The sequence below is a fragment of the Streptomyces sp. T39 genome, assembly GCF_008042045.1.
GTDB lineage: Bacteria > Actinomycetota > Actinomycetes > Streptomycetales > Streptomycetaceae > Streptomyces.
In genome coordinates this window covers 1-14622 of the sequence record NZ_RDBP01000240.1, presented here as the reverse complement: position 1 = coordinate 14622, position 14622 = coordinate 1, and the positions used below count along the sequence as shown (strand labels likewise).

At 67.2% G+C, this 14622-nt stretch carries 13 protein-coding genes; 4 read left to right on the top strand and 9 right to left on the bottom strand.

The window, feature by feature from the left end; translation table 11 throughout:
* Position 1: 1 nt before the first annotated feature.
* From EAO77_RS37565 to EAO77_RS37525, 9 genes are read right to left on the bottom strand one after another with little or no spacing between them, the layout of a single operon-like run.
* Entirely contained in the window at positions 2-880 is an 879-nt protein-coding gene (locus EAO77_RS37565; RefSeq protein ID WP_147992744.1) for a hypothetical protein, read from the bottom strand.
* Positions 880-5778, bottom strand: coding sequence for a hypothetical protein (locus tag EAO77_RS37560; protein WP_147992743.1), 4899 nt, complete (start codon positions 5776-5778; stop codon positions 880-882). Before EAO77_RS37560 ends, EAO77_RS37565 begins: the two co-directional genes overlap by 1 nt.
* On the bottom strand, positions 5771-5971 hold the full coding sequence (locus EAO77_RS37555) for a hypothetical protein (protein WP_147992742.1): 201 nt from the start codon (positions 5969-5971) through the stop codon (positions 5771-5773). Before EAO77_RS37555 ends, EAO77_RS37560 begins: the two co-directional genes overlap by 8 nt.
* Positions 5971-6423 carry a hypothetical protein gene (locus EAO77_RS37550; protein ID WP_147992741.1) on the bottom strand — a complete coding sequence of 151 codons (453 nt, stop codon included), beginning with the start codon at positions 6421-6423 and terminating at the stop codon, positions 5971-5973. The genes EAO77_RS37555 and EAO77_RS37550 overlap by 1 nt, the downstream gene beginning before the upstream one ends.
* Before the next feature lie 32 nt (positions 6424-6455).
* Positions 6456-6668, bottom strand: a complete 213-nt coding sequence (locus tag EAO77_RS37545; protein ID WP_147992740.1) for a hypothetical protein — start codon at positions 6666-6668, stop codon at positions 6456-6458.
* A 12-nt stretch (positions 6669-6680) separates the two neighbouring features.
* Positions 6681-6905 carry a hypothetical protein gene (locus tag EAO77_RS37540; RefSeq protein WP_147992739.1) on the bottom strand — a complete coding sequence of 75 codons (225 nt, stop codon included), beginning with the start codon at positions 6903-6905 and terminating at the stop codon, positions 6681-6683.
* Positions 6902-8722, bottom strand: coding sequence for a hypothetical protein (locus EAO77_RS37535; RefSeq protein WP_147992738.1), 1821 nt, complete (start codon positions 8720-8722; stop codon positions 6902-6904). The genes EAO77_RS37540 and EAO77_RS37535 overlap by 4 nt, the downstream gene beginning before the upstream one ends.
* Positions 8723-8771: 49 nt before the next feature.
* Positions 8772-9485 carry an N-acetylmuramoyl-L-alanine amidase gene (locus tag EAO77_RS37530; protein WP_147992737.1) on the bottom strand — a complete coding sequence of 238 codons (714 nt, stop codon included), beginning with the start codon at positions 9483-9485 and terminating at the stop codon, positions 8772-8774.
* Positions 9486-9492: 7 nt separating this feature from the next.
* On the bottom strand, positions 9493-11427 hold the full coding sequence (locus EAO77_RS37525; RefSeq protein ID WP_147992736.1) for a hypothetical protein: 1935 nt from the start codon (positions 11425-11427) through the stop codon (positions 9493-9495).
* 1896 nt (positions 11428-13323) lie between these two features.
* On the opposite strand from EAO77_RS37525, the gene EAO77_RS37520 reads away from it, so the two are divergent.
* The 4 genes from EAO77_RS37520 to EAO77_RS37510 all read left to right on the top strand — a co-directional run bounded on the left by EAO77_RS37520 (position 13324) and on the right by EAO77_RS37510 (position 14495).
* On the top strand, positions 13324-13707 hold the full coding sequence (locus EAO77_RS37520) for a hypothetical protein (protein WP_147992735.1): 384 nt from the start codon (positions 13324-13326) through the stop codon (positions 13705-13707).
* 4 nt (positions 13708-13711) lie between these two features.
* The gene (locus tag EAO77_RS39320) at positions 13712-13867 is read left to right on the top strand and encodes a hypothetical protein (RefSeq protein ID WP_187283612.1); all 156 of its coding nucleotides are present in this window, start codon (positions 13712-13714) and stop codon (positions 13865-13867) included.
* Positions 13868-13969: 102 nt separating this feature from the next.
* A complete protein-coding gene (locus EAO77_RS37515) occupies positions 13970-14155 on the top strand; it encodes a hypothetical protein (RefSeq protein ID WP_147992734.1) in 186 nt (61 codons plus the stop codon).
* Positions 14156-14270: 115 nt separating this feature from the next.
* Complete coding sequence (locus EAO77_RS37510) at positions 14271-14495, top strand: hypothetical protein (protein WP_147992733.1); 225 nt, start codon at positions 14271-14273, stop codon at positions 14493-14495.
* Positions 14496-14622: the final 127 nt, after the last annotated feature.

Here is a 14622-nt window from a genome sequence, read left to right as displayed (position 1 = left end):
CTTACTCCGGTGCGCCGAAGATCAGGTTCTCGAAGGCGTTCTGGTACGTGGTGGCCGCCTGGGTCACCCCGTACTCTTTGCTCTTCTTGATCTGGTTCTCCCCGATCAGAGCCCTGCCCTCGGCAGTCATGCCGCCGGAGGACTGCGTGTCCTGGCTGACCGGCTGGCCGGTCTCCATGTTGTACGTCGTCGTGGTGGTGTTGACGACGGGCGCACTGCTCTCCGCGGTGTGCAGGGCGCTCGCGAAGGCGCCCAGCTCGCCCGCTCCGGGGTCGCGGCCCATGAGGTCTTGGAAGAGCTTGGTGGCGATAGCCCGCGCGGTATCGGGGTCAGTGAGGTCCGTGCGGGTGTCGATCTGCTGAGCCTTGCCGTCACCCAGGTATGTGCCTGGGCCGACGTAGCGCTTCTCGCCCGTGGCCACGTTCACCTCGAACGCGCCCATGGACTGCCACTGACTCTCGCGCGTGCCGCCAGCGGCGCTCACGTAGGAGGCCAGGATGTCGAAGGGGTGCACCTTCTTGCCGGCCTTGCCGTAGCTGGCTGCCTCCTTTACGAGCTTCGTCCAGAGCTTGCTCGCTTCCATGGGGCCGTCGCCCAGCTTGAGCAGCCCGCTGACGATGCCCTTGGCGAGGAAGTCCTGCTGGTCCTTCTGCCTCCAGCCGAAGAAGCGGCTGATTGCCTCGTCCTCGGTCAGCCAGACGCTGCGCTTGGGCAGCAGCCTGCCCTTCTCCTCCGCGCCCTTGGGGCGGTAGCCGCCCTGCTCCCCGAAGTACACCCGCCCCTGCGTGGCGGCGCCGGAGCCGCCCGCGGCGGCGAATGCCGCGAGCACGTCCGTCTGCGCGCCCCCTGAAGAGGAGGGGGTGGGCTTGCTGATCGCCACTACGCGACCTCCCCTTCATCGCTCATGTCTTCCAGCTCCGCTTCGACCTCATCGAGATCCACCCCGAGGTCGCGGGAAAGATACCTGCTGTGCAGGTCGCCGAAGGTGGTGTCCTGCTCGCGCAGGTGGTCCACGAAGCGGGCCCAGGTCTGGGCCAGCTCGGAGTTCGCCTTCGCCTTGAGCGTGCCGGCTCCGCCGGCCGCCTTGCGCGCCATCAGCTCCTGCATCATCTGCTGCCTGCCCTGGAGGTAGGTCTGGAGCGAGCGCAGGTCGGTGCGGCTCGGGTTGTCGGCGATCTCGGAGAAGGCCACCGCGGTCAGTCCAGGGATGAGCCGGTCGTACTTGCGGGCATCGAAGGAATAGAAGTCCTTCGACCACTCCTCGTTGTAGTACGGGTTCACCTCGCCCGTGGGCAGCAGCGGCTCGCCGTAGAGCTTGGCAATGGCCGCACGCTTCGAGGCGATGGCCTCTGCGCCCGGGTCGCTGAAGGACTGGAAGCCGGCGGCATGCAGCTCCGCGGTAACAAAATTCTGCATCTGCGTGAACTTGGCCCAGCCCAGCCGGCGCTGGTTCTCGCGCATCGCCTCCTCGGCATCGAGCTTGCGGCGCTGCATCTCCGACCCGCCCGGGACGAGCGGGTGGGTGAGCTGGTAGGTGTACGCCTCCGGGGAGAAGGGTCCGGCCCCCTCGGGGCCGATGATGAGGGCGCCAAGCTCGGGGTGATCGGCGATCTGCTGCTCGAACTTCTTGCTCAGCTCCACGGCGTTCTTCGTCGCCTCGGCGCCGATCTCGTTCTTGGAGGTCGCCTGCGCGAAGATGAAGTAGCTCTCGCCGAAGCGCTCCAGGAAGCGCTCGTCCGCCTTCAGTGGGTCCATGCGGCGCAGGTTGTTGTACTGGTCGCGGTAGAACTGGTACTTGTCCGGCCGCTGTGTGGCGGCCGGCTGCACGAAGGACCAGGCAGCGCTCTGGAGCCAGAAGTTCCTCGTGCGGTCCGCGATCTCGCGGGCGGACGGCATGGGCTTGCCCAGCTCGGCGTGCTCGTAGGCAGCCTGCTGCATGATCTGGAGCTTGACGCGCTGGTAGCGCTCGTCCGTCGTGTCGAAGGAGGTGAGGAAGTTCTTCACCGTCTGCGGCAGCGAAAGGTCAGCGACGCGGCCCAGCGGCGTGTTGCCGAAGAGCGGACTGCCGGGCGTGGGCCCGAAGGGCAGCACGCCAAGGTGGCGCGCAATCTCGGCAGCCTTGGGCTTGTCCTTCACGAACTCGTTCACCGGAATGGCGACGATCGGGCCGGTGCCCGGGTTGAAGAAGGGGTCACCCTGAGTGATCAGGTTCATGGAGTCCTGGCTGACGGCCCAGCGCTTGGAGGAGTCCATGCTGAACGCCTTGCCCACTGGGCCCTCTGCGATGAACTTCGGAACCCGGGCCATGATGAGCCTGTCCCCCTTGGGGACCATCTTGGGCACGAGCTTGCCGGCCTTCTCGTCCCAGACCATTGCTGTGCCGTCACGCATGATCTTGTTGCCGTCTCGGTCCTGCATCCAGCCGGCAGAGATCGGCGCGTTGAAGAACATCGTGGCGTAGCCGACCGTCTGAGGTCGGTCAGCGATGATGCGCGCCCACCTCTGCCACGCCTCGGTCGTCGCCGCGAAGAACGGGCTCATGAAGCGGAGCATGTGCGCGGAGTCGCTGCGGTGGGCGATGTCGAAGACGAGTCTCCGTGTGTCCTTGAGCGCCAGGCGGCGAGCCGCCTCGGCGAGGTCGTCCGCCTCCTGCTGCGTGAAGCGCACGGGCTTCCCGCTCGCCTGCGCAGTGCGCTGCGCCGCCAAGGACTTCGCGTGCCCCTCGTAGAGCTGATTGAACAGCGGGTGCCGGGACATGCGGTCCGCGGGGATGGAGGCGGCCCACTTGTACCACCAGTCCACGACGCGGTCGAGCCCCTTGCTCATGTGGTTGGAGCCCGCCAGGTTCTCCCCGAGCTGCGTGGTGTGCACGTCCATGGGCCGGCGGCCCTGCTCGGCCGCCTCCTTCAGGAAGGCGTCGTCAGCCTTGCCCTCCAGGGCAGCCATGCGGATCTCTGCCGTGGGCAGGTAGTTGTCCACCTCGTGCCACACGGAGGCGGCCAGGCGCTCGGCAGGCGCGTACTTGATGCCCAGGCGCTTGCGATATGCCCGCCCCTGCGGGGTGCGGGTGAGCCAGCGCGCCATCTCGTCAATGGACGCGCCCTTGACCGCCATGACGGCGAAGGCGTCCTGCATGATCTGCTTGTTGATCGCCTGGTTCCAGGAGGACACGAACTTCACCGGGTCCTGCGGGAAGCTGATCGCAACGCCCTGGTTGCCGTACGCCTTCTGCAAGTTCGAGTGCACGACCTGCTTGTTCTTCGACAGCAGTGTGCGCAGCGAGTCGTCCGAGCTGATCATCTTCATGAAGTACTCGCCGCGCTCGCCCGCGAAGGCCGCGGGCAGCACCGTGCCGGGGGCCACTTCCACGCCCTTGTGAAGCTGGGACGACTGCCGGAAGCCGCGGCCTGCGGCCTGCTCCAGCGCCTCGGCGGCAGACAGCTGCGCTGCGCGCTGCGTCGTCAGCTCCGCAATGCGCTCCTCCAGCTGGGTCAGCTGGGCCTGCCGGCCGGCGCCGACATGGCGCACGGCCTGCTCGGCCATCTCCACCTCAGCAGCGCGGCGCCCCACCAGAGTGGAGTGCGCGAGCATGCGCTTATAGCCGTCCTCCGGCAATGCGTGACGCCGGGCGCTCTCCGCACGGCGGTGCCGGTCGCGCGCTCGCTGCGCGTCCCGCTCGGCCACGGCTGTGCGCTGGGACAGCTGCGCGCGCTGGCGCGCTGCGGCCTGCTGGAGCGGGGCCAGCTCCTCATCGATGTACTTCAGGCCCTCCCGGGCCGTTGCGGCCTGCGCCTCGTAGTGCCGGGCAGGGCGCCAGTGGGCCAGGTTGGTGGCCAGGTTCTTCACGCCGTAGCCGGCGCGGGCTGCCATGGTCGCGGCGCCCAGTCGGGCGACCTGGCCGGCGATATCGTCGCCGAGCACCCGCGGGATGTAGCCCAGGCGGAAAAGCGTGCCGAACTTCCACAGATGATTGAAGTAGTCCAGGCCGTTGACGAGCCAGTCCTTGTTGCCGATCGAGCTGGTACGCAGCGCCTTCAGGGCGCTGCTGTGACGCTTGAGCGTGGTGTCCAGCGCCTTCAGGTCGATCATGACCTGGTCGTTGACCAGACGGGTGACGAGGTTGGGGTGAACGGACAACTTGCCGCCGCCGTCCATGAACTCGTCCAGGTGGACAGCCTGTCCCGGGAAGGAGCCGGCCGAGTACCGGCGCAGCTTGTCCTGGCCGCCCACGATGTTGGCCATGTACTCGGTGTAGAGCGCGCGCGCCTCGTCTCCGGTGAACCCGTGCTTCTCGGCGATCTTGTTGACTCCGAGCGCCTGGATCTTCTCCAGCTGGGCCAGGCGCTCGCCCTCGGTGGTCGTCTTGAGGTAGTTCGCCAGCAGGTCGCCGCGGATCTCGGGCCCGATGCCCGGGATGCGTGCGATGTGGCCGCGCAGCTCGTCCACGGCTTCGGGGTGGATGTCGTCCACGGCCATCAGGCCGTTGGGGTGCGACTCGGCAAAGCTGCGCACGACCACAAGGTTGGTGCCAAAGAAGTCGTTGGCGTACACCCGGGCGATGCTCAGCGGGCCGCGGCGAGCCGCGGACTGCCCGAGCGCCGGGCCCGTGCGGTAGTTCACCTGCGCGCTCGTGCGACGGTGTGCGCGGTTGAAGCTCCAGCGGGTGAGGTTCAGCGCATCCAGCTCGCCGTAATGGGCGAGCGCTGCGCCGTAGCGCGATGTCAGCGCCTCGTCAGCGGCGACCTGCCGGTGCAGGTCGTCAATGCGCTGCTCGACCATCGCCTGAGCGCGCGGGTTGTTCTGCGCGATCACGCGCGGCAGGGCAAGGTCAAGCTCGGCAAGGCGCGCGGTGTCCTGGTCCATACGCTGCGCGGCAAGCGCGTTGCGCTCCTGGAGCGCGGCTCGCGCCTTCACGTCGCCCAGCGCCGTGCGCATGAAGAGATTGACCTCTTCGGGGCTTCGCAGCGTGGAGATGATGCCGCCGGCCCGGGGGCCGAGCGCGCTCTTCTTGAACATGGACAGGTTGTTGATCAGCTGCGGGTTGGCTCGGTTGGTCCACAGGAAGTCCTGCGCCTTGGCCATGTTCGAGCTGTTCATCATGCGGTCGATGTCGTCGCCCGTCCAGCCGCCCTTCGGGCGGGGCTGAACCATCGTCGCCTCACGGGCGGCGCCAATGCCCTTGCCGGCGAGCACGACGGGGTCGAGCCACCAGCGGAAGGCGAAGTCCGTTGCGCCGCTGGCGAAGGTGAACCAGTCGTGGTCTCGGCGCATCTGCTCGACCGCGCGGTTGCCGATGACCGGCATGCCGGCCTCGGCCAGCAGTGACTGCTGCTCGTCCTCGCTCATGTCGTCCCAGCCCGGGGGCAGGTACGACTCCGAGGGCGTGGCGTACAGCGGGCGGTTCTCCAGGATGCGGTCCACTTCATCGTGGTCCGCCCAGAATGCCTGCCCGGGGCTGACGTGCTCGGCAACCTGCCAGGCGTGGGACCAGGTGCTGCCCTTGAGCAGGTCCCCCACGGAATCCTCGCTGCTCGTGCCGGCAAGCAGTGCGGTGGAGATGGGTTGCGAGATGCCGTTGTCGTAGAACCAGTTCAGGGCGTGCATCGTCTTGACGATGGGCTCCGAGCCGGGCTTGAGGAAGTACTTCTCGATGGCGCGCGTAGCGCCGCTGTGCTCTTCCTCGACAGGGATGAGGTTGCCCACCCAGGCACCGACGATCGGCACGTACCGAACGCCGTCGCCCACATCCTTCAGGAAGCCGGTGAAGCCGTCAGACACCCGCGCCTCCGGCAGGGAAGGACATCTCCGCGGGCGGATAGACGTCGATGGGAGTGCGCGCCTTCTGGAGGCCGTAGGCCAGGCCGTAGCCGACCAAGTCGGGGTTGGAGCCGTTCAGCGCCATGTCGAAGGCGAGGGCGGGCGTGTCGGGGAAGAAGCCGACCATGTTGCCGAGCTGATCGAACCAGTCCATCAGGCCATCCCCTTCAGCTGTCGCACGAGATTGCGGGCCGCCTTCGAGGCGCCCGGCTGGTTGGCCATGTGCTCCAGCACCGGCAGGTAGGCCACGAGCTTCTTCATGTCTTCGTCCGGCTGGTTCGGCAGCCCCAGCGCCTCAAGCCCCGGGCCGGACCCGAGGTCCGCGCCGGCGGTCACCGGCTCGCCCGGCATCTGCGTGGGCTCACCGAAGCCGACCAGGTCGGCAGTCACGTCCACGGGCTCAGGAGCCCCCACGTCACCGCCAGGCGTCGCCGAAAGCGCCGCGCCCTGCTGGAGCTGTTCCAGCTCCTGACGCTCGCCGTACGCGCCCCCGGATGGGGCGCGTACCGGCTGCTTGCCCGGACCGCCGTCCGTGCGCTTCGAGAGCGCCCCCGGCCCGGAGACCGGGGCGGGGGAACTGGGCTGGCGGTATCCACCGCTCGGCATAGCTCCTCCTAAGTGCCTCCTAAGTCAGGAGGTCAGTGGGCCTTCTGGCTGTTGGCCGGGTTGAGCGTGGTGTGCCCCGGCCGCAGGGACGTGGAGTCCCAGCTCTGGCCGACGTTGTCCGCGGACGCCGAGCGCGGGTTGGTCTGCGCCTCGGAGTGCATGGGTGCCTGCGTGTGGGGCATCTCCATGCCGCCCTTCAGGCTGTCCTGGGGCTTGCTGCCCGAGTGGAAGTCGTCGTCGTGCATGGCCTGCTCCTTCTACTTGTGGCCGGCGGTGCAGTACTTGGGCTTGGCGCCCTTGCCGGACCATTCCTTCTTCGGCTGCGAGCACCCGTCGTGCTCGCAGAGCGAGCCGGCGAAGTCCGGCTCGACCAGGTTGCGCGCGTGCTCGCGCAGCGCCTTGCTCGCCAGCGAGTCGGCACAGCCGACGTTGTGGGGCTGCACATCGCCCTCGCGCTCGTGGCCGCACGTCTTGCAGCTCATGCTGGTACCTGCCTCTTGACGGATGCGGACATGGAGGGCCGGCCCGCGGAGCTGATGCCCGCGAGCATCGACATGAGATCGGGCTTGCCACCCGGACCCATCTGCGCCTGACCCGGCGCAATGCCACCGGGCATGCCGGTGGTCGCATTCATGCCGAAGGGCACCCCGGGACCGCCCTCTGGCCCCGGGGTGCCGGGAGCCGCTTCTGCCGGCGTGGGTTCGGCAGGGGGCTCCGGCTGGAACGCCTTCAGGATGGCCTCGTGCATCGGGATGCCCTTTTCGCGCATCTCGATGATCGATGCCGCCTGGGCGAGCACCATGGTGGGGTCCATGCCCTGCTGGGCCATGATCCCCGCGGAGCTGAGCATGGCGAAGATGCCCTGCTTGAGGGCGTCCTGTACCTGCTCGATGTCCACCTGGGCCTGGAGCTGCGCCACGTCCACGTCCATGGGCAGCTGGCGCTGGACGAAGTCCCGCGGCACCAGCTGGTCGCCGCGGAGCTGGAGCAGGAAGACCAGGGCCTGGTTCGGGTTCATCCCGGAGGCAAAGCCGTAGGAGACGGAGACCCGGTAGTTGCCCTTGATGTCCTTCGCGGGGGTGTAGGACTCCTCGAAGGGCGTGCCGTTGATGACGCCACTGACGGTCTTCTTGGCGTCCGGCCAGAAGCGCTCGTCCATCTCGAAGCACAGCTCCAGCGCCTGCTCCAGCGCTGTGCCGATCATGAGCTGGCCGGTGGCCACCTGGATGTCGTAGCCACCGTTCAGGGCGTCCACGCCGCGGCCGGTGATGATCGAGGCATCGACATCGCCAGTGGCCGAAGCCGGCGTGCGCGTGCCGCGCTGCACTTCGCCGGCCAGCATGGCCTGCTGCTGCCAGGCGGCCTGCGGCACGTCCGTGCCGACGCGGCGAATCTTCTCGGGGAAGTTGGTGCGGATCACCGCGTCATCGCCCATGGGGATGCGCTGCACGTCGGGCGGCAGCGCGAGCGGCGCCCGCACGGTCTGTTGCGTGGCCTGGAGGCCGAGCATGGCCATGCGGTTGGCGGCCAGCATGGGCCAGACCACGTCATCGAACTGGCCGCGGTCCTGGTCGTCCCAGCTCGGCTTCAGCCCGATGGCGACCGGCACCTTGCCGAACAGGTTCGGCGTCTCCATCAGCACGAGATTGCGCTTCTCGGGCATGTAGAGGAGATAGGTGTCCTTGTCGCAGTACTTCACCAGCTCCAGCTCGGCATCGCCGTTGGTCTGCCGGCCGTAGGGCGAGTCGCCGCCCATGATGGCGGCAGCATGCTCGGGGAACTTCGCGGCAAGCTGGCGGGCCGGCTCGCGCCAGACCTTGGTGTAGCTGACGACGCGGCCGGCGAGGTCGAACTGGGGGTAGCTCTTCATGGGGTTGTCGATGCGGATGCGGGGGCGGCCGGCCTTGAAGTCGGGCTCCACGACGAACGGCATGGAGCCATACATCAGGTACCAGTCGCAGCCCTGCGGCATCTTGGCCTTCAAGTTGCTGTCGATCACGTATGAGTACGCGATCTTCGTCTTGCGGCCCACGAAGCGCTTGGAGCGCTCCGAGGTCATCACCCCGGAGGCGCAGTTGATGCTCGGCAGCGGCGCCAGGTTCTCGGCGAGCTGGCGCGATGCGGTGTCGATGGCGTTGGCCGTAACCGGCCGCGGCCAAGCGTCCGGCATGCTGCCGGGTGCGATGTTCTCGATCTTCTGCGCACGAGCGTCGAAGACCGTCTGGTGCCTCGCGTCACGCTCGGAGGCATCACGACGCAGAGCCTCCACGCGGCGCGTGATCTTCTCGATATCGGCCATGCCCACCTCCTGCGAGCGAAGTGTAAGGGTTGGTGAGCGGTTTCAGCGCTTACTTGCCTTCGAGCAGTTCGGCGGCCCGCTTCGCGTAGTTCGCTGCGTCCCGCTGGATCTGGAACACGTCGCGGGAGTCGATGTCCTCGTTCTTCCAGGCAGCCACCGCGTAGCCCACCTCGTTGCGGATGGTGTCCCGCAGCCACTTCTTGTCCGCGTCGGTCAGCGCCACTGCTTCCTCCTCCTGCACCCGGGCGACGATGCCCGGGAAGATCACGGTCCTGAACTGCGCGATGCGCGCCTTGCCGGGGCAGGCGGTCCCGCTGCTCGACCACTGCGAGAACATCGAGTGGTAGCCGAAGCCGGGGTCGTCGTGCGTGCGGCAGATGCGTAGCGGCACGTTGTGCCGCTTGTGCACCCAGACACCGAGCTTGATCAGCTCCTCCACCTGCGAGGCGTTCCACGGGTCGGTGGCCTCGGAGTTGGACGCCGTCTCCGCGCTGATGGCGCCGGTCCCATCGGGCCGGCGGTTCGCCTGGGCATTGGCGTCGGCGCGGGTCTCCGTGCCCATGTACTGCGCGATGTCGCCCGCGCCATAGCCGATGCCGAAGTGGCTCTCCAGGTTCGTGCTGTCGCGCCAGAACTCGTACGTCCTGCGTGCCGTCCACGCAGCGACGATCGAGTGCACGATGAGCTGCGTCGGCCGGATGGCCTCCTGCTTGTCGCTCTCGGGCAGCAGCTCCATCTTCGTCGCGCCGGGGTACCAGGCCATCAGTGCCTCACCATCCGCTCATGGAGCCGTCCCGCGGCCCCGCACCCTGCTGCTGCAAGGCGAAGTCGATGTCCACGACCATCTGCCCCTGCCGGTCGCGCTCCGAGGTGAACTCGGTGTTGTTCGTGTGCCAGTTGCTGAAGTCGCTGAGCATCAGCTCGCGGCAGCGGATCTCCGTGAACCACAGAGCCATCACGGTGTCCGTGAGCCCCTTGGTCTCTGGGAACCAGGAGCACAGCTGCTCCACGAGGGCGCGCACGCCCTCGGACTGAGTCTTGGACGGCAGGCGGATCGTGTTCTTGCCCGTCTCCCAGCCGTCGAAGAGCAGCGCCATGCTGGCCACTCCGAAGTCCGGGTCCCACTTGTTGGTGTTCGTGTGATGCGGGCTGATCAGGCACCCGCGGGCGTTGAGGTACTGGCGGATCTCGGCGTCCTGCGTGATGGACGCCTGGTAGGCGTTCTTCTCGATGCGCCACTCCGATATGCCGTAGCGCTCGGTCAGGCGCTTGATCTCGCCGCGCATCTCGTGCGGCGGCATGCCGCGCTTGTTGATCACGTCCAGCACCCAGCGCTGGCCGGTGCGCCGGTCGAGGCCGACCACCACCATGGCCGTGCACCCAGCCGCTGCCGGGTCCAGGCCGGCAACCACGAGCAGGCCATCCATGCCGTAGCGCCGATGGTCCGAGAGGCCATCGGTCATGCGGCCCGGATAGCGGGCCCGGTCGATGCAGCCCTGCACGGCCTCCTGCTTGAAGACCGCGTCGTCGGCCACCTGGTCCTGCATGTAGACCATGGACCAGTTGCGAGGCGTCATCTTGCGGCGCTTCTTCGCGAGCGCAGGTCCGGTCCACATCGGCCAGAGGCCGTCCTCGTCCTGCTGGACGAGCTTGCGGGCCGCGGAGGTGACGGGCGGCCGGTTGGTGCGCGGCCAGAGCGTCACCCATCGCTCCGGGTCCTCATCGAACTCCAGCACCGCGGGCTGCGTCAGGTATGTCCAGGGGCTCTCGTCATCCGAGTAGTACTGCGGCTTCAGGATCTCGGAGTAGAGGTCCACCGTCGCCATACGCGTGCCCACGAGTAGCATCCGGCCGCCAACGTCGGCCACGCGGGAGCTGACGATGTTCTGAATCCAGTTGATCTGGGCCTCGAACTGCTGGTGGTTCGTGTTGTCCACGCAGTCATCCATGATGACCAGGTCGGTACGCGTGCCGTAGATCTGGCCGCCGATGCCGGCGGCTTCCACGGTGTAGTCCTTCTCGCCGGAGTCCACTCCGGCCACACGGATCTGCGTGCTCGTCCAAGTGGACGCGCCCTCGCTCCAGCCGCCGGGCGGCCCGAAGTCCTGCTGGAGCTTGGCGTACGCCTTGCTCTCGGCGAGGCGCTGCTTGATCGAGAACAAGAACTTCGCGGCGAGGCTCTGTGTCTTGCTGATGAGCAGGATGCGAATGCTCGGGTCCTGCACGATGCGCCACGTCACGTAGTTGACCGTGATCGTGGTGCTCTTCGCGTGCTCGGGCGGCGTGTTGACCAGGATCGTGTCCGGGTCGCCCTTGATGTAGCGCTGCGCAGGATGCAGGTTCCGCGGCTCGCGGCCCTCCAGGAGGTCGTACCACTGGAGGTGGTGCGCGAAGAGCTTGGTGTCCAGGTACTTCTCGCAGAACTCCGGGAACTCCGGGACCTCCTTGCGCTGCGCCTCAGCACCCTCCACGCGGGCCTGAAGGGCCCGGTCCATGAGGTCCCGGTAGTCCGGATCGCTGCGCCGGTAGTACTCGTGCGTCTTGATGCTGATGCCGGCCTGGCGGCATCCCTCGGCGATCGTGAAGCCCTGGCGGACGGAAGCAATCAGGATCTGCTTCTTGTCCTGCGAGCTGGCGCGCGAGACGCGCCTGTCCCGCGGCTTGAGGGGCGGCAGCTTGTCGCTGTCCACGATCAGCTTGGCCACTGCGCCTCCCGGCGCCAGGCGCGCTTCTCCAGCGCTCGACGGGCCTTCTTGGTCATGCTGCTGTCGCCGCAGTCCACTCCAGCGCGGCGGCGGCACGAGGGGCACCACGAGCGCGCGAACGTGCCGAGCATCCGGGCCATCCCCTCACCTCCCACGCCAGGGGCCCCTCCAGGGGGCCGGCCGAGGGCGGAGGGTACATGTGCTAGCACTTTTCTGCTAGCAGCGAAAAGCTCTGAACGGCGGTTCGGACAATTAGCCTTCCCGGAGCACTTCACGTACCCTTCGCCCCGCCGTGAGAGCACGCTCCGCGGTTGCCGGATCTGAAATCCGACACAGGCCGTCAGAGGGCGCCGCATAACCGCGCCCGGATTCGGCCGGCGCACCCACGAGCAACAGGCGATCCGGAGGCAGGAGCGCCGTGGCGGACACACACCAGACCTGTTGCACAAGCCGCGCTGACCAGGAGTAATGCCCTGCGTCCTCCCCTGCTAGGGGCTCCCCTGCTCCCCGCTGGCGCGGGGGCTCAGCTCGCGCGCCTTCGCGCGCGGCAAGCTGCGGCCCGAAAGGCCGCGCATGAATGCATGAGAGCCGCCCCCGCAGGGCGGCTCAAGCAAATGCTGGGGGGTTGAGCATAGATCGATGGATGGACACCATCGATCGAGCTCGGCCCCGGGTTTAAACACCCGGGGTCAAGCGCTGAGCAGTCCACCGCAGGTGGACAGCACGCCCCTAGCTCCACAGAGCAGGGGCCGAGCTCGATCATGCGAGGCGGACAATCCTCCGCCTCACATGCTCTCGCTCCCCGATCAGCATGAGCACGTGTGCCTCCGGCACACACATGCATAGAGCAAGCCGTGCACCTGTGGTGCACAGCTCCCCCCACAGCTCAGCCGCACAGCGGCTGCGCATGCATGCCCACGCACATTCCGCACTCCACCGAAGGTGGAGCAGCACAGCCGTCGCCCTGAGGGGCGACAGCTCGCGCGTGCGCGCGTGCGTGAGCGACTGCCACAGCTTCCGGGCCGAACGGCATCAGCCGTCCGTCGCGAGCGCTCAGCGGTCCGCACAGGGCCGCGGTGCGTCCAGCGCTCGCCCACGGGGCGAGGAGCCGTCAGCCAGCTGTCGCTGGCGAGCGATTGGCGTGAATGCCTCTTGCGGGCACCGAGTGCCCGCGCACTGCATGCGACAGCGGCATTACGTGCCGTGAGCCAGCGGCATATGCACGCGATCATGCCCTCTACCTGCGTAGATGCAGCAGCTCTTCACATGTGGGAGTGCTCGCATCCGCTCGACTACACAGACGCATTCGCTTTCAATCCAAGTCTCAACAAACAAGTGTTCGGGGTAAGGCAACCCATACCAGTGCAGGTCAGAGCGATGCCAAAAGAATCTTGAAGAAAGTTCCCGGGAAGCTCTTGACCGCGTTCGCGCTCAAGAGGAGAGTTCTCTCATCGCACCGAGGAGCCCCCGAAACGGGGCGAAGCGGAGCGAGCGTGTGACGGGCTCTTCACAGAGCCACCACACACGGAGCCCCTGGCTCAGTTGGCTTCCACGCCGATGAGCGAGCAAGGCAGATCGCCCCGTTGGGCGGCAGACCATGGCGCGAAAACAACCGCAGAGCAGCGTCCGCCCGGCAGCGTCGACCGTTAACCGGGTGAGTGCACAGGCACTGAGAGCGTGTACCCGAGCGGGGCAGACATCCCGCGATGACCGGCACGCGATAGGACGTCAAGCCCCAGACTCCCGGGGGCACATGCCGCAAGGGAGCGGTCCGCAGCAAGGCGGACACACAAGCAAGGCGGTGACGGGCTCCGGCCCGTCACTCGTCATGCAGGCAGGGCTTGATCTCCCTGCCCGCTTGATGAGTCCGCAGATCAGCCTGGAGAGGAACTGATCATGAGCAACATCGACATGAGCACCGTCACCATTCCGCAGCTGCATGAGGCGCAGCGCTGGGTGCTCGACCACGTCTGGGCCGACATGGACGACGATGCGGTTGCAGAGCTGACCGGAGCACAGATCGTCAAGGGCATCCAGCAGCACTACGAGGGTGGCTGGGAAGCGTTCGTCCGTGACCGCTGCCCCGAGCAGCGGCCCACGATGATGGAGGTGCTGAAGCAGCACCAGGGGTGCACGGCCCGTGTGGGCGGCGCATGGTCCACCGCCATGCGCACCGTGGACGCCACGGACGACGCTGAGGGGCTGGGCTGGCTCTATGGCGGGTTCGTGGTCGAGTGCCACACGCACGGCGTGTCCCTGTCCCAGCAGTGGAACGGATGACGCCATGCGCAACCGCTTCATCATGCTGGCCAGAGCGCGCGTCTGGATCGCCGACGCATTCGGCGTGGACGCGTCGGCCTACCGCCCCGAGCGCGTGAGGGCGCTCATCTCCCAGCACTATCCCGGGGGATGGGTGCTCTTCGTCGCCGAGGAGTGCTGAGCCTGTCGAGCCATCGGGCGCATCCCTGGAGGGTGCGCCCCCTTGGTTTTGCAGTACGGCAAGATCACTGGCATTCCAGCCGGCATTTCCTGGAGAGGGGAAATGATCATGATTGTCAACGAGGGCATGCGCGTCGAGCGCGTGGACTACGAGAACGACGGAACGCCTGCCTACCAGGGCTTCATCGAGCGCATTGAGCGCGACGGTGACGAAGTCACCTACTGGATCAAGTGGGACGGTGCGCGAGCTGCCGACCCGCACGGCGAGTACGCGTTCCGCGCCGTCTGATTCGCCTGCCCAGCCATCGGGCGCCCGTCGCGTACGGGCGCCCCCTTGGTTTTGCAGTCGAGCAGAACCACCGGCCCTGATCCGGCCGGTTGATCAGTTTTGGAGAGGACTGATCATGGTGGAGACCTTCAGCCCCAACACTGGCGACCGCATCAAGGTCATGCGCTACCGCCCGGACGGGCGCGTGCACTTCGTCAAGACTGGCACGGTCATCGAGTCGTACGGCTACGGCTTCGTGTTCAGCGAGGAGAACGGGCACTCGCGCCGGGTGCACGTCGCCTCCAGCGAGAGCCTGGCCAAGGGCATGCCCGGCTGGAAGCAGACCATCGAGCTTGCCTGACCATCCGTCGCAGCATCGAGCGCCCGTCTCGCACGGGCGCTCCCTTGCTCTTACGGATGAGAGCACGCTCCGACTGATCCTCGGAGCGCTGATCTTCAGGAGAGGGAGATCATGAGCGAGGGTGTGA